Genomic DNA, 18,217 nt, shown 5'->3' on the forward strand with positions numbered 1-18,217 from the left:
AAAGGGACGAAGCCCATGGCTTTTTTTACTGACTGGCTGGAAAGTGTCATTGCTTTTCTGTTACTGGCTGCTGTGATGGATTTGCTCATGCCGTCCAATCGCTTTCAGCAATATGCAAAGGTGGTCATTGGATTGCTTTTACTGTTTGTAATGCTGCAGCCATTGTGGAAGGTTCTTTCAGTGAATATTGAAGAAGAGCTGTCAAAGTGGGCAGAGAGCACGATAACTAATCAACAGGCAACTACAGCTGTTGCCAACAAACAAAGCAGCTTGGAGTCTTCTAAAGAGCTATTCATTTTAAAAGAGAGTGAACAGCAACTGCAGGCGCTTGTAGAAAATGAACTAAAGCATACATTCCATAAGCAGATTGTTGATATCAATATTCAGGTGAGCAAATGGGAGAATTCTTTGCCAAAAAATATTGAACGCATTGATGTATACATGGCTTCACTCTCAGCTGAGACAGAAGGTCAATATGTAAAAGAGGTTCGCATTGACTCTTCCGAACAAACAGAGCCCATTCAAAAAGAAGAGAGAAACCTAGCTTCTTTTCTCTCAAAAAAGTGGAATATTCCGATGGAGCAATTGAATATTCATATGGTAGAGGAGGGGGACAGCCTTGAGTGATCGTAAAAGCCGCTTTAAGTGGCTGCAATCCTTAATCCCATCTAAAAAAAGCGGAGAGGAGAAAACAGCGAACAAAGCAAAATGGATGGCAATTGCCGCCATTATCGGTATTAGTTTTATGCTTCTAAGTGATTTGAAGGATAGGGGAGAAATAAATGCTGTCCTCCCGCAAGACTCTTCTGAGGAGGAGGGAAATGAACAAACAGCGCCTGCAAAGGAAGATTTTGAAAAAATCTATGAGCGGGAGCTTACCGCTGCTTTGGAGCAAATCGCTGGTGTCAGCAATGTTACAGTTGTAGTTACTATTGAAGCATCCGAGAGAAAGGTATTTGAGAAAAATACAGCTGTAAAAACACAGGAAACAAAGGAACAGGATAAGAAAGGTGGGGAACGTACCATTACTGACCAAACAAGGGACGAAAATTTAGTTATGGTGAAAAAAGACGGAGGGGAAGCACCCGTCATTCAGGAAATGAAAAAACCTGATATCCGTGGCGTCCTAGTTGTAGCGGAAGGGGCCGAAAATATTCAAGTGAAAAAATGGATCATTGAATCAGTAACCAGGGTGTTAAATGTGCCAAGCCATCGTGTGGCAGTCATGCCGAAAAAACCAAAGGAGGATGCTTAAATGTTATTAAAAAAACAAACTGTCTGGCTGCTGACAATGCTAAGTTTAGTTGTTGTTCTATCGGTCTACTATATTACTTCGCCCGAACAGCTATCTCCGGAAACAGCTTCACCCGTAGAGGAAGGACAAATAACAACTGAAGTGGCGGAAGAAAAAGTAGATGGCAGTAAAGTGACGGACCAAGAAGCAAAGAGCACAGCGGGTGATAAGCAGGCAGCTATCGTTACCGAATCAGCAGGCGATGAAGCGTTTGATATGCTTCGTCTGGAGATGCAAGATGACCGCAATAAGATGAAAGAAGAGCTAACATCAAAAGTAGCGTCGAAGGACTTATCTGCTGAAGACAAAAATGCAGCTTATGAAGAAATGGAGAAGCTGACAGAATTAGCTACAAAGGAAAATGTGCTGGAAACATTGATTAAATCTAAAGGATATTCTGATGCGCTCGTTCGGGCAGATGGAGAGAACATTCGTATCACTGTAAAGTCCAATGAGCATTCAGCAGCGGCTGCAAATGAAATTATCCGCATGGCGAAGGACGAGCTTGGCAAGCAGCAGCCGATCGCTGTTGAGTTCCAGCCAGTTAAATAGATGAGGGTCGAATACTTTTTATCGACTAAGGGAAATTCCTGTCAGGACAGGTAGTCATCTGTCCTGACAGGGTTTTTTTATGAAAGTCCGGATTTATTATTTCATCTTAATAAAAAAAGGGATAAAATGAACCATACAAGCTTCAGCTAATTTTTCAGTTGAAGTTCCACTAGATATTATCGTAAGATGTTAGTATCTAGTCATAATCTTTCAAGGGGTGTCCATTAATGAAAGTACAGGAAATTAGAGAATTGATTAAGCTTGTCGATCAATCGTCAATTGAAGAGTTTGTATTTGAATCTGAAGGCAGTAAAATAGAAATGAAGAAAAATTCAGGTGTTACATATTCAGTTGCACCGCAGGCAGCACCTGTACAAGAGCCTGTGCAAGCTGCGCCTGTACAAGCGGCACCGGTTGCGCCTGCTGTAGTGGAACCAGCTGCTGTTCAGGAAACACCAACACCTGAAGCGCCAAAACCAGCCGCTTCAAACGAGAATTTACATAAGATTACTTCTCCTATGGTAGGAACATTCTATGAATCACCTTCTCCAGATGCAGACCCATACGTAAAAGCAGGCTCGAAAGTTTCGGCAGACACAGTCGTATGCATCGTAGAAGCAATGAAACTCTTTAATGAAATTGAAGCGGAAGTAGATGGAGAAATTGTAGAGGTTCTTGTAAAAGACGGCCAGCTGGTCGAGTATGGCCAGCCGTTATTTTTAGTGAAACCTTAATAAGGGAGAGAACGGAATGATTAACAAACTATTGATTGCCAACCGCGGCGAGATCGCAGTGCGGATCATCCGTGCCTGCAAAGAACTCGACGTGGAAACAGTCGCTGTTTATTCCGAGGCCGATAGAGAAGCTCTCCATGTCCAGCTCGCTGATGAAGCGTACTGTATTGGACCGACGGCTTCTAAGGACAGTTACTTAAATTTTACAAACATTGTTAGTGTGGCCAAGCTGACGAATTGCGATGCCATTCATCCAGGTTACGGCTTTTTGGCAGAAAATGCTGACTTTGCCGAGCTATGCCGCGAATGTAACATTGTTTTCGTTGGCCCGTCACCGGAAGCTATTACACAGATGGGAACGAAAGACGTAGCCCGTGAGACGATGAAGAAAGCCGGAGTGCCAATTGTGCCGGGTTCTAATGGGATTATTCAATCGATTGAAGACGGTCTTTCGACTGCTGCTGAGATCGGCTACCCTGTCATCATCAAAGCAACGGCAGGCGGCGGCGGAAAAGGCATTCGTGTAGCGCGGGATGAAGAAGAATTGAAAAAAGGCATTAATATGACGCAGCAGGAAGCGGCTACGGCCTTTGGAAATCCAGGAGTATATTTAGAGAAGTTCATTGAGGATTTTCGTCATGTTGAAATTCAAGTGCTTGCTGATACACATGGGCATGTTCTCCATTTGGGAGAGCGTGACTGTACGATTCAGCGCCGCATGCAAAAGTTGCTGGAAGAAACTCCTTCGCCAGCACTGGATGAAAAGACCCGAGAAGAAATGGGGAATGCTGCTGTTAAAGCTGCGCAAGCTGTCGAGTACACAGGAGCAGGAACAGTCGAGTTTATTTATGATTACCATGAAAGAAAGTTTTATTTCATGGAGATGAACACCAGGATTCAAGTAGAGCATCCGGTGACAGAAATGGTAACTGGTGTGGACTTGATTAAAGAACAAATCCGGATTGCCTCTGGAGAAGAGTTGTCCTTCACTCAGGAAGATGTAGAATTTACGGGCTGGTCTATTGAATGCCGTATAAATGCGGAAAACCCAGAGAAAAACTTTATGCCTTCTCCAGGAAGAATTACAGACTATATGCCGCCAGGAGGCTTTGGTGTCCGCGTGGATTCAGCCGCTTATCCAGGCTATATGATTCCACCGTATTATGATTCTATGATTGCTAAATTAATCACATATGGAGCAACACGTGAAGAAGCTATCGCCCGCATGAAAAGAGCATTAAGTGAATTTGTGATTGAAGGCATTCATACAACTATCCCGTTCCACTTAAGATTGCTTGAGCATGAGCAATTCGTTGGTGGAGAATTCAACACAAAGTTCCTCGAGAAATATGATGTAATGAAGACGGAGGTGTAAAAAATGGCAGAAAGCAATCAAACAGCTAATCAAGTATTAGAAATGAGCAACGGAGACAACGGTCTTGGTAGAATTGAGATTGCACCGGAAGTGATTGAGGTCATTGCTGGTATTGCTGCATCGGAAGTGGAAGGCGTGGAAAAAATGCGCGGCAGCTTTGCATCTGGCGTAGTAGAGCGCCTCGGCAAAAAAAACCACGGGAAAGGTGTCCGTGTTGACTTAACGGAAGAGGGAATTAAAATCGATGTATATTGTGTCATCGCATTTGGCGTTTCTATTCCAAGGGTTGCTCAAAAGATCCAAGACGGTATTCGACAGGCATTATTGAATATGACTGCGTTAGAAGCGGAAGAAGTAAACATTCACGTAGTTGGTGTCCAATTTGATACAAAGGACACAAAAAACACTGAAAGCGATTTCGCTTCAGAGGTGTAAACAAAAAACCAAAGGGCTTTTCCCCCTTTGGTTTTTTCTATAGGCAGGTTTTTTCAGAAGAAGATGTGACTTCGTTTGAATATGTGCTATTATCTTTTTATAATGCAGAAAAAGGCCAAATAAAGGAGCTTGAAATACATGAAAAGACGTACAGCACGTGAGAAGAGCCTGCAGGCACTTTACCAAATGGATGTAAGCGGCGCAGAACCGGAAGAAGCGATCAAGAATGTTTTAGAAGAAGAGCCGGCTGATGAATATTTGAGCAAAAGTGTAAAAGGGACTTTTGAGCACCTGGAAGAAATTGATGCAATCATCAAAGCCCATTTAGAAAAATGGTCCTTTGATCGCTTAGCGAGAGTGGACCGGAACATTCTACGGCTTGCCGTATTCGAAATGAAGTATGAAAATGATGTACCAGAGAAAGTAACTATTAATGAAGCCATCGAATTGGCCAAACAATTTAGTGATGAGCAATCAGGCAAATTTATTAATGGTGTGCTATCAAGAGTAAAAGAAACTTTATGATTTAGTGGAGAGCGAAGGGAGAAGAACAATGACAGCAGCTATTATCGACGGCAAAGCAATTGCAGGCGATATTCGTACTGAGTTAAAGAAAGAGATTGCAGAACTGAAGGAAAAGAGAATAACACCGGGATTGGCCGTTATATTGGTTGGGGAAGATCAAGCCTCCCATACATATGTGCGCAACAAAGAAAAGGCTTGCGCTGAAGTAGGCATTCATTCTGAGATTTACCGCTATCCGGCAGATTTGTCAGAAGAAGCGCTTTTGCAAAAGGTAGCAGAGCTTAATGAAGATCCGGCTATCCACGGAATTCTCGTCCAGCTGCCTTTGCCGGCACATCTATCCGAGGACAAAGTGATTGATGCAATCTCTCCGGAAAAAGATGTAGATGGTTTTCACCCAGTAAACGTAGGGAAAATGGCGATTGGCAAAGAAGCATTTTATTCATGTACTCCCTATGGCATTATTAAAATGCTTGAAAGGGAGAATATTTCTTTAGAAGGCAAGCATGTCGTTGTCGTTGGCCGGAGCAATATTGTCGGCAAACCGGCAGCTCTTCTGTCGTTAAAAGAAAGCGCAACGGTCACTGTTTGTCATTCAAGAACAAAGGATCTGTCCGCTTTTACCAAGCAGGCGGATGTAGTGATTGCTGCAGTTGGAAAAGCAAAATTCTTGAAAAAAGATGACTTCAAGCCGGGAGCAATCATTATTGATGTCGGCATGAACCGGGATGAAAACGGCAAGCTATGCGGCGATGTGGACTTTGAAAGTGCGAAAGAAATAGCTGGTGCTATTACGCCTGTACCAGGCGGGGTAGGGCCGATGACAATTACCATGCTGCTTTACAACACAGTACAGTCAGCGAAGCAAAAAGCAAAGCAGGCTGTTAAATAATCTTTCTATGAAAAGCTGTCTCCTAATCATGTTATAATGAGGAGGCAGCTTTTTAGCTGTTGTGAAAATCATCAAGTGATGACCGTGATACCTTTTTAAGGAGCCTGTCTTTGACGCCTGGCTTCTTATGCATCCAAATCACTTGTCCTCCATGAAGCCAGAAAACGACTTTTTGTAGGAAAGAACATTTTGTTTGTCTAGATCCATCAAGGCGCTTGCGCATTTGTTTTTCGAAAAGGTGGAATGAGAAATGGGAGTAGAACGTTATTTAACTGTTAAAGCCTTAACAAAATACATAAAGAGAAAGTTTGATGCCGATCCTCATTTAACAAACGTCTATGTTAAAGGGGAGATTTCCAACTTTAAAAGTCATTCAAGCGGGCACATGTACTTTACATTGAAAGATGATAAAGCACGGATTCTAGCTGTTATGTTTTCATCTGCCAATCGCTCGCTGAAATTTCAGCCAGAAAACGGCATGCAGGTGCTGGTCACAGGAGATATTACTGTCTACGAAGCGGGCGGGCAATATCAAATTTATGTAACCTCTATGCAGCCGGACGGTATCGGCAGTTTATATCTAGCTTTTGAACAACTAAAAACGAAGCTTGCGAAAGAGGGGCTTTTTGATGAGAATAGAAAAAGGCCGCTGCCCGCATATCCGAAAACGATCGGTATTGTAACTTCCCCGACAGGAGCAGCTGTTCGGGACATTATTACAACGATTAAGCGTCGTTATCCAGTGGCAGAAATGTTGATTTATCCTGCTCTCGTTCAAGGGGCGAATGCCGCTCCATCCATTGTAGCAGCCATTCAGCGAGCAAACGATGATGAACGGGCCGATGTACTGATTGTCGGGCGTGGCGGGGGATCCATTGAAGAGTTGTGGGCTTTTAATGAAGAAGACGTAGCCAGAGCAATTAATTTTTCGGCCATCCCTGTGATTTCAGCCGTCGGGCATGAAACCGATGTAACGATTGCTGATTTTGCGGCTGACAAGAGAGCGCCAACACCGACGGCTGGGGCCGAAATGGCTGTTCCGCATCTCGAAGAAGTATTGGAGAAGGTATTCGTTCGGAAAACAAGATTGATTCGGGCGATATCGGAAAAAGTGAGACGTGAGAGAAAAAGATTTGAAAGTGCCAGAAGTGCTTATATTATTCGTAATCCACAAGCGTTATATAGGCAGCAGCAGGAACGGCTCGACCGATTAACAGATAGGCTTGAAAGAGGACAATCTGTGTATATAAAAAATACAGCAGCACAAGTCAGCAATTTAACAGAAAGGTTGCAGCGGAGTCATCCAAAACGAAAGATTGATGAAGCAAAGCAGCAAGTCCAACGTCTGGATGCTTCTCTTTCTCGAGAGATTGGAACGCTTTTGCGAAGTAAAAAGGAAGAGTTGCGCCAGCACCTTTCCATGCTGGATGCATTGAGTCCTTTGAAAATCATGGAGCGCGGCTACAGTCTCGCTTATGATGAAGAAAACAAGCTTGTAAAATCAAGCGGTGAGGTGAAGATCGGCGAGCAGGTGAAAGTGCAGCTTGTTGACGGAAGTTTGATTTGTCAAGTTGAATCAATTGAGGTGAAAGAGAATGGAAAATAAAGAGATCACATTTGAGGAAGCGATGGAAAAGCTGGAGTCTATCATTATGAAGTTAGAAGAGGGAGACGTGCCGCTGGAAAAAGCATTAAGCCTCTATCAAAAAGGGATGGAATTATCCGGGTTTTGTCATGCGCTTTTAAGCCAGGCGGAGGAACAATTGGCAAAACTAATAACAGATGATGGCGAAAAAGATTTTTCTGTTGATGAGGGGGAATAAACATGGCGGCTACACTGTCTGTTTTTATGAAGGAATACAAAGAAGTTTTAGAGAGAGAATTAAAAGAGTTAATTGCTGAATTGCAAGCACCCTCCGTGTTGAAAGAAGCGATGGACTATTCGCTGCAGGCTGGGGGCAAACGCATCCGTCCCATGTTAATTTTTGCTACGCTCGCTTCCTTTGGGGAACATCCTCGGACCGGTCTTGCAGCTGCTGCAGCACTTGAAATGATTCATACATACTCGCTAATCCATGACGATTTGCCGAGCATGGATGATGATGACTTGCGAAGAGGACAGCCTACAAACCATAAGGTATTCGGAGAGGCGGCTGCTATTCTAGCAGGAGATGCCTTATTAACGTACGCTTTTCAAATAATAGCTAAGTCTAAGAGTTACTCAAACGAGCAAAAAGTAACGTTAATTGAATGGCTCGCTGAGGCAGCAGGTCCCGAAGGAATGGTAGGCGGCCAAATGGCTGATATTGAAGGGGAAACAAAAGAGCTAACACTTGCTGAGCTGGAGTACATTCATAAGAATAAAACAGGCCGTTTACTCGCTTACAGTGTAATGGCTGGTGCTTTACTCGGGGGAGCAAATGAAGAACAACTGGCGCATTTTCAGCAATATGCTTTCCATATTGGTCTTGCGTTTCAAATCCAAGATGATATTTTAGATGTGGAAGGATCGGAAGAAAAGCTTGGCAAACGAGTTGGCAGTGACTCTGCCAATCATAAAAGTACCTATCCAGCCTTGTTGACGATGGATGGGGCAAAAGACCAATTGGCCAAGCATGCAGAATTAGCACGTGCGGCGCTTTTGCAAACGAATACAGACTCGGCCTTGTTGCTCGAGCTTGTTGATTTAATTGCTACACGTGATCAGTAAGAAAATTGGCTAAAATTGTTGTGATTTGTTCTGTGTGGTATAATGATAGTATTACTTTCATCAAATTGCCGTTATCACACTTTGTGTTAGCGGCTATTTTTTCAAAGTATTTCAAGAAAAAGCAAATCAGTCAATTTTTCAGGGAAAAGTTGTGTAAAATAATGATCACGTTATAATAAAGAAAGTGAAATGACACAGTTATGAAAGTGAGTGATCCGATTGGATCTGTTATCTATTAAAAGTCCTGCCTTTTTAAAGGGCTTGACGATTGATGAATTAAATGACTTAAGCATGGATATTCGACAATTTTTGATTGAGAATTTGTCTAGAACAGGTGGCCATATCGGCCCTAACCTTGGGGTTGTTGAGCTGACCGTTGCTTTGCATCGCTGCTTCAATAGTCCTCAGGACAAAATTTTATGGGATGTCGGCCACCAATCGTATGTTCATAAAATATTAACTGGACGTGCTGGGCAATTTGAATCACTCCGCCAATATAAAGGGCTATGCGGCTTTCCTAAAATGGCAGAAAGCGAGCATGACGTATGGGAGACCGGGCACAGTTCTACGTCTTTGTCGGCGGCAATGGGCATGGCGATTGCCAGAGATTTAAAGAAAGAACAATCCTATATTGTGCCTGTGATTGGCGACGGAGCATTAACGGGCGGCATGGCTCTCGAAGCACTGAATCATATTGGCCATGAAAAAAAGAATATGATCGTCATCTTAAATGATAATGAAATGTCCATCGCTCCGAATGTAGGGGCTCTTCACAGCATACTTGGACGACTGCGGACCGCCGGCAAGTATAATTGGGTGAAAGACGAGCTTGAAGGTTTATTGAAAAAAATTCCGGCAGTTGGCGGAAAAATGGCCCAAACAGCCGAACGCTTAAAAGACAGCTTGAAATATTTACTCGTTTCTGGGATGTTTTTTGAAGAGCTTGGGTTTACTTATCTGGGGCCGATCGACGGACACAATTATGAAGAGTTATTAGAAAACCTGCAATATGCTAAGAAAACGGAAGGGCCAGTTTTGTTACATGTTTTAACTAAAAAAGGAAAAGGGTATGGCCCAGCAGAATTGGATACAAAGGGAACATGGCACGGAACCGGCCCGTATAAAATTGATACTGGCGATTTAATCAAGCCGGTTGGACAGCCGCCTGCCTGGAGTGCGCTTGTCAGCGAAACTGTCAGAAAAATCGCCCGCAAGGATGAACGCATTGTGGCGATTACACCAGCCATGCCTGTTGGCTCCAAGCTGCTTGGCTTTGCGGAAGAATTTCCTGACCGGATGTTTGATGTCGGAATTGCAGAACAGCACGCTGCCACTGTTGCTGCCGGATTGGCTACCCAAGGGATGAAGCCTTTTCTGGCGATTTATTCTACTTTTTTGCAGCGGGCATATGACCAAGTTGTTCATGACATTTGCCGTCCGAACTTAAATGTATTTATTGGCATTGATCGAGCAGGGCTTGTCGGTGCAGATGGAGAAACCCACCAAGGTGTATTCGATATCGCCTTCCTGCGTCACATACCAAACATGGTCTTGATGATGCCAAAAGATGAAAATGAAGGCCAGCATATGGTTCATACAGCCATTCAATATGACAATGGGCCAATCGCTATGCGTTTCCCACGCGGCAATGGGCTGGGAGTAGCAATGGATGAAGAGCTGAAGCAAATTCCGATCGGCTCATGGGAAGTGTTGCGTGAAGGCACAGATGCCGCCATTTTAACTTTCGGCACAACGATCTCAATGGCGTTGAAAGCGGCAGCTATGGCAGAAAAGCAAGGGCTATCAGTAAAGGTGGTCAATGCCCGTTTTATCAAACCGTTTGATGAATCAATGTTAATGAGTATATTCGAAGCTAACATGCCGATTTTGACGATCGAAGAAGCTGTTCTCCAAGGGGGCTTCGGCAGCGCTGTGATTGAATTTGCTCACGATCATGGATTTTATGGACAGGTTATTGATCGCATGGGAATTCCGGATTGCTTTATTGAACACGGCAGTGTGAATGCGCTGTTGGAGGAAATTGGTTTGACGGAAGAGACAGCTGTTCGCAAGCTGGCAGCAATGACACCAAAAAAACAGAAAAGAGCATGAGTATGAAAGCAAAGAAAGAACGCATAGATGTACTGCTCGTGGAAAGAGGGCTTATTGAGACGAGAGAAAAAGCAAAGCGGGCTGTGATGGCCGGTCTTGTGTATTCTAATGAAGAACGGCTTGATAAACCAGGTGAAAAGATCTCTTCAGACGCTCCTTTGCAAATAAAGGGGAATGTGCTTCCTTATGTAAGCCGCGGCGGTTTAAAATTGGAGAAAGCACTAAAGGTATTTGATTTAAAAATTAAAGATAAAATTATGATTGATATCGGCTCATCGACGGGGGGGTTTACCGATTGTGCCCTGCAAAACGGGGCGAAGCTGTCTTATGCACTTGATGTCGGTTATAATCAGTTGGCCTGGAAGCTGCGCCAAGATGAGCGAGTCGTCGTCATGGAACGGACAAACTTCCGCTATGTGACACCGGCAGATTTTAGCAAAGGAGCTCCTGAATTTGCCACTATTGATGTATCTTTTATCTCGCTTTCACTCATTCTTCCTGTTTTGAAAACCCTGCTTGTGCCCGGAAGTGACACAATAGCGTTGATTAAACCGCAATTTGAAGCAGGAAAAGAGCAGGTTGGCAAAAAGGGAATTGTCAGAGAGCCGGCTATCCATAAAGAAGTAATAGAAAAGATCATCAGCTTAGCGCTCGGACTCGGGTATGATGTTAAAAACCTTTCTTTTTCCCCAATTACCGGGGGGGACGGCAACATTGAGTTTTTGATTCATTTAAATTGGCCACAGGCAAAGGCTGAAACAGGAGAGAACTTTTTAGAGGAGTCCGTTGATTCAGTTGTTAAGGCGGCTCACTTTGAATTGAAACAAATAAAAAAAAATAATTAGCCGAAGGAGAAGACTGGTCAGGAATTTCCGGCCAGTTTTCTTGTTTATTAACCATCGGCCATTAAGAGAAAAAGCAAGGCCCATTACCAACATTATTTACCGAATAAACCTTATTGTCTGAAAGCTTTCCCTCGCTATACATAAGAAGTTAAATAAGATAGAATGTTGTATATTAAAGCATATTTATACGATTCCCGAGGTGGTAAACGATGAATAAAGGACAACGTCACATTAAAATCAGAGAAATTATTGCTAATAATGAAATAGAAACACAAGATGAATTAGTGGATTATCTAAAAGAACTCGGTTACAACGTTACACAGGCAACCGTTTCCCGGGATATTAAAGAGCTTCACTTAGTTAAAGTTCCATTAATGGATGGCCGCTATAAATACAGCTTGCCGGCGGATCAACGATTTAATCCCCTGCAAAAGCTAAAGCGTTCGCTGGTAGACTCTTTTGTCAGCATTGATTCTGCTGGACACTTTGTCATCATGAAAACACTTCCAGGAAATGCCCAGGCGGTCGGTGCATTGATTGATAATTTAGATTGGGAAGAGATCATGGGGACTATCTGTGGGGATGATACCTGCCTGCTCATTTGCCGCGCTCCAGAGCATACAGCTGTGATTTCAGAACGCTTTTTAGAAATGCTTTGATTTGAGGTGAACTGATTTTGTTACAGGAACTGTCCATACGCAATTTTGCTATCATAGAAGAACTTCATGTATCGCTGGAAAAAGGGCTGACTGTGCTTACTGGTGAAACCGGAGCCGGGAAATCGATTATTATTGATGCCGTTCACTTGCTTGTAGGCGGCCGTGGTTCGTCCGAATTTGTTCGTCATGGAGAAAAGAAGGCTGAAATAGAAGGAATGTTTCAAATTGACAGCCCCGATCACCCTTGTTTGGAAAAGGCGCAAGAGTTCGGCATTGATGTCGAAGAAGAAGCGATTGTCATTCGACGTGAAATCTCTGCAAACGGCAAAAGCGTGTGCCGCATCAACGGCAAGCTTGTAACGATCGGGATTTTGCGTGAGGTAGGTTCAGCTCTCGTTGATATCCACGGCCAGCATGAACATCAAGAGTTAATGGATGCCAGCCAGCATTTACGCCTGCTTGACCATTTTGGCGGAACGGAAGTGTTAGCGGCGAAGGATAGCTATGCGGAGGTTTACAAACGTTATGAACAAACGGTCAAAGCTATTAGCCAGTTGAGCGAAAATGAGCAACAGATGGCTCATCGATTGGACTTAATTCAATTTCAGCTTTCAGAAATCCAAAAAGCAGACTTACGGATTCACGAAGACGATGAACTTATGGAGGAAAAAAGAAAGCTGAGCAATTTTGAAAAACTGTATGAATCTGTTCAAAATGCCGCCAATGCCCTGCAAGGTGAAGGAAAGGGACTCGATTGGATTGGATTGGCCATGACTCAGTTGGAAGCTGCAGCTGAGATTGATGAGTCATATAAATCAGCCTACGAAGCCGTATCCGAGAGTTTTTATGTGCTTGAAGATGCCGCTCGACATGCAGGCTCAGCTTTGGATGGTCTCGAATTTGATCCAAATCGACTTAACTTTATTGAAGCAAGACTAAATGAAATCAATCAGCTGAAAAGAAAGTATGGAGGCTCTATCGAGGAGATTTTAGAGTATGGAGCCAAAATTGAAGAGGAAATTGACACGTTAACTAATAGAGAAACGCATATTGAAAAATTGCGTCATGAACTCTCGGCGTATGAGAAGGATTTGCTGCTTGAAGGAGAGCAGCTAAGCCATTTAAGACGGAAGGCTGCCAAGAAATTGACGGATGCCATTCATCTCGAGCTTAAGCAGCTATACATGGATAAAACAGTGTTTCAAATCCAATTCTCCACAATAGATGGAAAAGACGGAGTCCAGCCGAAGGTCTTTAAAAAAGATGGCCTTGATGAAGTAGAGTTTTATATTTCAACGAACCCGGGAGAACCGGTTAAACCACTTTCTAAAGTAGCATCGGGTGGAGAATTGTCACGGATTATGCTCGCCATGAAGACAATTTTTTCGCAGCACCAGGGCATCACTTCCATCATATTCGATGAAGTAGACACAGGAGTTAGCGGTCGTGTAGCTCAAGCTATCGGCGAGAAAATATATGAAGTCGCTGTCCATTCACAAGTGCTTTGTATCTCCCACTTGCCACAGGTGGCCGCTATGGCTGATACTCACTTATACATTTCAAAAATGATGAAAAATGGGCGGACGAAAACCCTAGTGGAGCCATTGAAAAACGAAGCAAAGGTCCGGGAGATTGGCCGCATGATCTCTGGAGTGGAGATGACAGATTTAACGAAACAACATGCAAAAGAACTGCTCGATCTGGCTGCCTCGTTAAAAATAAAATAAAAAGAAAAGCTGCTCTTGCGGCTTTTTTCTATCTTTTCATTTACAAGTTTAGAGCATCTCGGAAAGAGATATAAAAGTTCAATCGATATGGTTACGTCGGCAAAGGAGAAGGGGAGATATGTTTATAGCGGTAAGTGATTTTGTGTTTAATTTGGGTGTTGCTACTATTTTATCCATGATCATGGGACTGGAGAGAGAAATCAAGAAAAAGCCTCTCGGTTTAAAAACATGCGTCGTTATCGGAATTACCAGTTGTTTGCTTACCGATGTTTCCATTGAGGCGGCCAATCATTTCGCTATTCCTTACGAAAAACCAATGGATCCGCTCAGGCTTGCTGCCCAAATTGTATCAGGAATTGGTTTTTTGGGAGCAGGTGTTATTTTAAGAAGGAACAACGATATCATTTCCGGACTGACTACCGCAGCCATTGTTTGGGGAGCCGGAGCGATTGGCATTGCCTGCGGGGCCGGCTTTTGGATGGAGGCCATCATTTCCACCTGTCTAATTATTATTAGTGTAGAAATTTTTCCGGTTATATTTAAATGGATTGGTCCTAAATCCTTAACGGAAAAGCAATTAAAGGTAAAAATTATCGTTGATAATGATGATAAAATGACTGAAATACTCAAACAAATGAAACAGAAGGGCATGAAAGCCCATAAAGTTCGGATTAAAGATGTGCAAGAAGGAACGCTCCAACAATTGGATTTAACAATTTTGGTGAATGAGAAACTGTACGCCACTGATGTCTATCATGAGTTGAAACAAATAAAACACGTCATCAGTGTAGAAATGGAAGCACTTTGATCGCCTGCCCTATGCAGGCTTATTTTTTTGCTCTTTTTCATTGTCAGTCGCACCCAACTGTGGGCAGCTTTTTACGTAATAATTGACGCTCTTCAAGGAAAAAGTATAGATACAGCCGGCAAGTCGGGCTTGATTAGAAGCGAGGAGAGTGAACGGTTTGAACAAGTATACATTCAATACAATCACTGGTGGAATTCTCCTTGTTTCATTTGTAGTATGTTTCGTTATTTCTTCTTTTATAAATAGCGTTTATGCTGCAGGCATCGGACATTCAGAAAAAGATAAAACCTCAGCGGCAGCAGACTATACGCTTAATGATGAAGCCGAGCTTTTGCAGCTGGCAGGCTTTCCAGAGAAAAATGAAAAAGCAGCAGCAGCTAGCAAAATCCGTGTTATTCCAGGAGGTCAATCAATCGGCATTAAATTGAATACATTTGGTGTCCTTGTTGTTGGCCATCATCTTGTGGAAACTGTTGGCGGCAAGCAGTCGCCGGGAGAAAAAGCAGGAATTCGGATTGGCGATATGATTACGGAGATCAACGGAAAAAAAATTGAAAAAATGCAGGACATCAGCGCATTTGTTCAACGGGCGGGTCAAGAGGCTACACCGCTCCAAGTGACAATACGCAGGAATCAAAAAGTTGTTCATACGGAATTAAAGCCGTTAAAGGATAAAAATGAACAATCATTTAAGATCGGTTTGTATATTCGTGACTCTGCCTCAGGCATTGGAACACTCACTTTTGTAGAACCGGAGTCAGGGAAATATGGAGCATTGGGACATGTCATTGCCGATGCAGATACAAAAAAACCAATTATCGTTCAAGGTGGAGAAATTGTAAAATCAAAAGTGACGTCCATTGAAAAAGGCCGCAATGGCAACCCGGGTGAAAAGCTGGCTCAGTTTTCGACCGGCCAAAAAAAGCTGGGTGACATTAAAAGAAACAGTCCATACGGCATATTTGGACGCTTAAACCAGCCGATTTCCAATAATTTAGTGAAGAAATCTTATCCAGTTGCTTTGTCTCATGAGGTGAAAGAGGGACCAGCTAAAATTTTAACAGTTATAAACGGGGAAAAAGTGGAGTGGTATGATATAGAAATCGTGAGCACCATCCCCCAAAAATATCCTGCAACAAAAGGGATGGTTTTAAAGGTGACAGATAAGCGGCTTCTTGACAAAACAGGAGGAATTGTTCAAGGGATGAGCGGAAGCCCCATTATTCAAAATGGAAAAGTGATTGGTGCGGTCACACATGTGTTTGTCAATGACCCTACATCAGGATATGGTGTTCACATTGAATGGATGCTCAATGAGGCAGGGGTTTCCTTGACGGAAACAGAGAAGAGTGAAGCGAGCTAAACAAGCGGAGCAATCCGCTTGTTTTTTTATAAATGAAAATGGAAGAAATTCGTCGAAAATAAAAGAAAATCAACGAAAAAAATATATATTATTAAAATTTAAAGGAAATCATTTCCCTTTGTCGAAAAAACTATTAGAATAAATGTACACTTGCGAGAGAGCAAACGGATGGGGAGGAATTTAACTATGTCTAAAATAAAAGTAGCTATTGTTGATGATAACCGGGATCTTGTGAATATGCTTGAAGAGTACATCTCTTCTCAGGAGGATATGGAAGTCACAGGAAGGGCGAGCAATGGACAGGACTGTTTGGATATGCTGCCTGACGCTAAGCCAGATGTACTCATTCTGGATATTATCATGCCTCATGTCGATGGATTGGCCGTTTTGGAAAGAATGAGAGATCTTGATCTTGAAACGGTTCCTAATGTAATCATGCTAACGGCTTTTGGACAGGAGGATGTTACGAAAAAGGCGGTGGAGCTCGGTGCCTCCTATTTTATGCTGAAACCATTTGATATTGAGAGTTTGTTTAATCATATCCGCCAGGTAAGCGGTAAAGAAAACTCGATGATGCGGCGTTCGTCGCAAGAAACATTAAAACAACCAGCAAAAAAGGCGGTTAATCTTGATGCAAGCATCACAAGCATCATTCATGAAATCGGTGTGCCCGCCCATATTAAGGGGTATATGTATTTGCGTGAAGCTATATCTATGGTATATAACGACATTGAACTGCTTGGGTCTATTACCAAAGTTCTTTATCCAGATATTGCAAAAAAATACAATACAACGGCCAGCCGTGTAGAGCGGGCGATTCGTCATGCGATTGAAGTGGCTTGGAGCCGGGGGAATATTGATTCAATCTCTAGTTTGTTTGGCTATACTGTCTCCATGACAAAAGCTAAACCAACCAACTCGGAATTTATTGCCATGGTAGCAGATAAGCTCCGTCTCGAACATAAAGCTTCTTGAAAGCGAAAGGATGCTAATAATACCCGTAAGTAAAGCCGCCTGCTAAGTTCGTGGTACATAGCAGAAGGTAGAGAAAAAGGATGTGTTTCTATGACCGCTATCTTTGCTCATCGCGGCTTTTCTGCAATAGCTCCCGAAAACACACTAGCCGCTTTTAAAGCGGCAGAAGCAGCAGGAGCTGATGGCATTGAACTAGATGTTCAGCTGACAAAAGATGGACGTCTTGCTGTCATTCATGATGAGAAGTTAAACCGCACGACAAATGGTCAAGGCTATGTGAAAGACTGGGAATGGAAAGATCTGTCACAGTTAGAAGCGAAATATAAGTTTCCAGAAGCCGTTCATGACATTGGCATTCCGCTTTTGGAAGATGTGTTTGAATGGATGAGGGAAAATGAACTTATTTGTAATATCGAGTTAAAAAATAATGAGTTTCCCTACAAGGGAATGGAAGAAAAAGTGATTCGGCTCATCCGTCAATTTAACTATGAAGGCCGCGTGATTATTTCCTCTTTTAACCATTACTCGCTAACTTATGTATACCAGCTCGCACCGGATTTAGAGACCGCAGCTCTTTATTCTGCCCATCTTTACATGCCATGGAAATATGCTGAGGCTATTCGGGCGGGAGCTATTCATCCGAATATTCGCACAGTCAAAGATGAGATTATCCGTTCAGCCGTTGAGAATGGTATTCATATTCGGCCTTATACAGTCAATAAAGAAAAGCAAATCCGCTGGCTAATTGAAGAAGGCTGCTCCGGTCTGATTACTGATGACCCGAAAACAGCCTTATCTATTCGAGACAGTGTGTTAGATGTGTAAAAAAGCTCCTTATGCGTTACCTGCCAAAAAGCAGAAACACATAAGGAGCTTTCATTTGTCTTTAAATCGGTTTTGTACTTTATTGTTTTTTCGATCCCTGTAGAAAATAAAGCCAGCAACAAATCCCAGCCCGCCAACAAATAGAACGAGGCCAATCAGAAACTGCAGCCATAGAAACGGAAAAGGAGGTTGCAGTATGCCAAATAGCATATCCCTCATTAATTTTATACCAAGTCCCGCTAAGAAACCGGGGATAACTAAAACCAATAACGCCAGTAGTCGGATCATTTAGTTTTACTCCTTCAACTCTTACTCACAAAAATCATATCCTACCTATAAAATTTGTCAAGCGGGATTTACAGGTATAAAATAAGAGTATGCAAGAA

20 protein-coding genes are annotated in these 18,217 nt (G+C 42.8%); 19 read left to right on the forward strand and 1 reads right to left on the reverse strand.

From position 1 onward, the window contains the following. Positions 1 to 15: 15 nt before the first annotated feature. From spoIIIAF to MKZ02_RS09945, 19 genes are all read left to right on the forward strand, one after another. On the forward strand, positions 16 to 627 hold the full coding sequence (gene spoIIIAF, locus MKZ02_RS09855) for a stage III sporulation protein AF (RefSeq protein WP_120032902.1): 612 nt from the start codon (positions 16 to 18) through the stop codon (positions 625 to 627). Beyond that, complete coding sequence (gene spoIIIAG, locus MKZ02_RS09860) at positions 620 to 1,255, forward strand: stage III sporulation protein AG (RefSeq protein ID WP_259455578.1); 636 nt, start codon at positions 620 to 622, stop codon at positions 1,253 to 1,255. Before spoIIIAF ends, spoIIIAG begins: the two co-directional genes overlap by 8 nt. Next, positions 1,256 to 1,846 carry a SpoIIIAH-like family protein gene (locus tag MKZ02_RS09865; protein ID WP_120032899.1) on the forward strand — a complete coding sequence of 197 codons (591 nt, stop codon included), beginning with the start codon at positions 1,256 to 1,258 and terminating at the stop codon, positions 1,844 to 1,846. Positions 1,847 to 2,073: 227 nt separating this feature from the next. Beyond that, positions 2,074 to 2,580, forward strand: a complete 507-nt coding sequence (accB, locus tag MKZ02_RS09870; protein WP_120032895.1) for an acetyl-CoA carboxylase biotin carboxyl carrier protein — start codon at positions 2,074 to 2,076, stop codon at positions 2,578 to 2,580. 16 nt (positions 2,581 to 2,596) lie between these two features. Next, positions 2,597 to 3,955 carry an acetyl-CoA carboxylase biotin carboxylase subunit gene (gene accC / locus MKZ02_RS09875; RefSeq protein WP_120032892.1) on the forward strand — a complete coding sequence of 453 codons (1,359 nt, stop codon included), beginning with the start codon at positions 2,597 to 2,599 and terminating at the stop codon, positions 3,953 to 3,955. 3 nt (positions 3,956 to 3,958) lie between these two features. Then, on the forward strand, positions 3,959 to 4,390 hold the full coding sequence (locus MKZ02_RS09880; protein ID WP_340853354.1) for an Asp23/Gls24 family envelope stress response protein: 432 nt from the start codon (positions 3,959 to 3,961) through the stop codon (positions 4,388 to 4,390). 138 nt (positions 4,391 to 4,528) lie between these two features. Continuing rightward, on the forward strand, positions 4,529 to 4,915 hold the full coding sequence (gene nusB / locus MKZ02_RS09885; RefSeq protein WP_120032886.1) for a transcription antitermination factor NusB: 387 nt from the start codon (positions 4,529 to 4,531) through the stop codon (positions 4,913 to 4,915). A gap of 28 nt (positions 4,916 to 4,943) precedes the next feature. Beyond that, the gene (gene folD / locus MKZ02_RS09890; RefSeq protein ID WP_340853356.1) at positions 4,944 to 5,807 is read left to right on the forward strand and encodes a bifunctional methylenetetrahydrofolate dehydrogenase/methenyltetrahydrofolate cyclohydrolase FolD; all 864 of its coding nucleotides are present in this window, start codon (positions 4,944 to 4,946) and stop codon (positions 5,805 to 5,807) included. A gap of 250 nt (positions 5,808 to 6,057) precedes the next feature. Beyond that, positions 6,058 to 7,413 carry an exodeoxyribonuclease VII large subunit gene (xseA, locus tag MKZ02_RS09895; protein ID WP_340853358.1) on the forward strand — a complete coding sequence of 452 codons (1,356 nt, stop codon included), beginning with the start codon at positions 6,058 to 6,060 and terminating at the stop codon, positions 7,411 to 7,413. Further along, positions 7,403 to 7,630, forward strand: a complete 228-nt coding sequence (gene xseB, locus MKZ02_RS09900; protein WP_120032876.1) for an exodeoxyribonuclease VII small subunit — start codon at positions 7,403 to 7,405, stop codon at positions 7,628 to 7,630. Before xseA ends, xseB begins: the two co-directional genes overlap by 11 nt. A 2-nt stretch (positions 7,631 to 7,632) precedes the next feature. After that, positions 7,633 to 8,517, forward strand: a complete 885-nt coding sequence (locus MKZ02_RS09905) for a polyprenyl synthetase family protein (protein ID WP_340853361.1) — start codon at positions 7,633 to 7,635, stop codon at positions 8,515 to 8,517. Positions 8,518 to 8,736: 219 nt separating this feature from the next. After that, positions 8,737 to 10,629 (forward strand): 1-deoxy-D-xylulose-5-phosphate synthase, encoded by a 1,893-nt coding sequence (dxs, locus tag MKZ02_RS09910; protein ID WP_120032870.1) that lies wholly within the window; start codon positions 8,737 to 8,739, stop codon positions 10,627 to 10,629. Between the two features lie 2 nt (positions 10,630 to 10,631). Beyond that, positions 10,632 to 11,474: a TlyA family RNA methyltransferase gene (locus MKZ02_RS09915; RefSeq protein WP_340853364.1), complete on the forward strand. Its 843-nt coding sequence runs from the start codon at positions 10,632 to 10,634 to the stop codon at positions 11,472 to 11,474. Positions 11,475 to 11,683: 209 nt separating this feature from the next. After that, positions 11,684 to 12,133: a transcriptional regulator AhrC/ArgR gene (ahrC, locus tag MKZ02_RS09920; protein ID WP_120032867.1), complete on the forward strand. Its 450-nt coding sequence runs from the start codon at positions 11,684 to 11,686 to the stop codon at positions 12,131 to 12,133. A 17-nt stretch (positions 12,134 to 12,150) separates the two neighbouring features. After that, positions 12,151 to 13,860, forward strand: coding sequence for a DNA repair protein RecN (gene recN / locus MKZ02_RS09925; protein ID WP_340853365.1), 1,710 nt, complete (start codon positions 12,151 to 12,153; stop codon positions 13,858 to 13,860). 118 nt (positions 13,861 to 13,978) lie between these two features. Beyond that, positions 13,979 to 14,668 (forward strand): MgtC/SapB family protein, encoded by a 690-nt coding sequence (locus tag MKZ02_RS09930; protein WP_120032860.1) that lies wholly within the window; start codon positions 13,979 to 13,981, stop codon positions 14,666 to 14,668. 157 nt (positions 14,669 to 14,825) lie between these two features. Further along, positions 14,826 to 16,031 (forward strand): SpoIVB peptidase, encoded by a 1,206-nt coding sequence (spoIVB, locus tag MKZ02_RS09935; RefSeq protein ID WP_340853366.1) that lies wholly within the window; start codon positions 14,826 to 14,828, stop codon positions 16,029 to 16,031. 186 nt (positions 16,032 to 16,217) lie between these two features. Beyond that, positions 16,218 to 17,006: a sporulation transcription factor Spo0A gene (gene spo0A, locus MKZ02_RS09940; RefSeq protein ID WP_340853369.1), complete on the forward strand. Its 789-nt coding sequence runs from the start codon at positions 16,218 to 16,220 to the stop codon at positions 17,004 to 17,006. 90 nt (positions 17,007 to 17,096) lie between these two features. After that, on the forward strand, positions 17,097 to 17,831 hold the full coding sequence (locus tag MKZ02_RS09945; protein WP_120032850.1) for a glycerophosphodiester phosphodiesterase: 735 nt from the start codon (positions 17,097 to 17,099) through the stop codon (positions 17,829 to 17,831). 51 nt (positions 17,832 to 17,882) lie between these two features. Here the strand turns inward: MKZ02_RS09945 and MKZ02_RS09950 are convergent, their stop codons facing one another. Then, on the reverse strand, positions 17,883 to 18,119 hold the full coding sequence (locus MKZ02_RS09950) for a DUF2627 domain-containing protein (RefSeq protein ID WP_120032847.1): 237 nt from the start codon (positions 18,117 to 18,119) through the stop codon (positions 17,883 to 17,885). Positions 18,120 to 18,217: the final 98 nt, after the last annotated feature.

Source organism: Pseudobacillus sp. FSL P4-0506, from assembly GCF_038003025.1.
Classification (GTDB): Bacteria; Bacillota; Bacilli; order Bacillales; family Domibacillaceae; genus Pseudobacillus.

Bases quoted from the DNA above. Each gene is read 5' to 3' on its own strand.
- xseB (WP_120032876.1), top strand. From the start codon at position 7,403: ATGGAAAATAAAGAGATCACATTTGAGGAAGCGATGGAAAAGCTGGAG.
- MKZ02_RS09945 (WP_120032850.1), top strand. From the start codon at position 17,097: ATGACCGCTATCTTTGCTCATCGCGGCTTTTCTGCAATAGCTCCCGAA.
- spo0A (WP_340853369.1), top strand. From the start codon at position 16,218: ATGTCTAAAATAAAAGTAGCTATTGTTGATGATAACCGGGATCTTGTG.
- MKZ02_RS09865 (WP_120032899.1), top strand. From the start codon at position 1,256: ATGTTATTAAAAAAACAAACTGTCTGGCTGCTGACAATGCTAAGTTTA.
- MKZ02_RS09915 (WP_340853364.1), top strand. From the start codon at position 10,632: ATGAAAGCAAAGAAAGAACGCATAGATGTACTGCTCGTGGAAAGAGGG.
- MKZ02_RS09930 (WP_120032860.1), top strand. From the start codon at position 13,979: ATGTTTATAGCGGTAAGTGATTTTGTGTTTAATTTGGGTGTTGCTACT.
- MKZ02_RS09880 (WP_340853354.1), top strand. From the start codon at position 3,959: ATGGCAGAAAGCAATCAAACAGCTAATCAAGTATTAGAAATGAGCAAC.
- MKZ02_RS09950 (WP_120032847.1), bottom strand. From the start codon at position 18,119: ATGATCCGACTACTGGCGTTATTGGTTTTAGTTATCCCCGGTTTCTTA.
- folD (WP_340853356.1), top strand. From the start codon at position 4,944: ATGACAGCAGCTATTATCGACGGCAAAGCAATTGCAGGCGATATTCGT.
- xseA (WP_340853358.1), top strand. From the start codon at position 6,058: ATGGGAGTAGAACGTTATTTAACTGTTAAAGCCTTAACAAAATACATA.
- nusB (WP_120032886.1), top strand. From the start codon at position 4,529: ATGAAAAGACGTACAGCACGTGAGAAGAGCCTGCAGGCACTTTACCAA.
- spoIIIAF (WP_120032902.1), top strand. From the start codon at position 16: ATGGCTTTTTTTACTGACTGGCTGGAAAGTGTCATTGCTTTTCTGTTA.
- accB (WP_120032895.1), top strand. From the start codon at position 2,074: ATGAAAGTACAGGAAATTAGAGAATTGATTAAGCTTGTCGATCAATCG.
- ahrC (WP_120032867.1), top strand. From the start codon at position 11,684: ATGAATAAAGGACAACGTCACATTAAAATCAGAGAAATTATTGCTAAT.
- MKZ02_RS09905 (WP_340853361.1), top strand. From the start codon at position 7,633: ATGGCGGCTACACTGTCTGTTTTTATGAAGGAATACAAAGAAGTTTTA.
- accC (WP_120032892.1), top strand. From the start codon at position 2,597: ATGATTAACAAACTATTGATTGCCAACCGCGGCGAGATCGCAGTGCGG.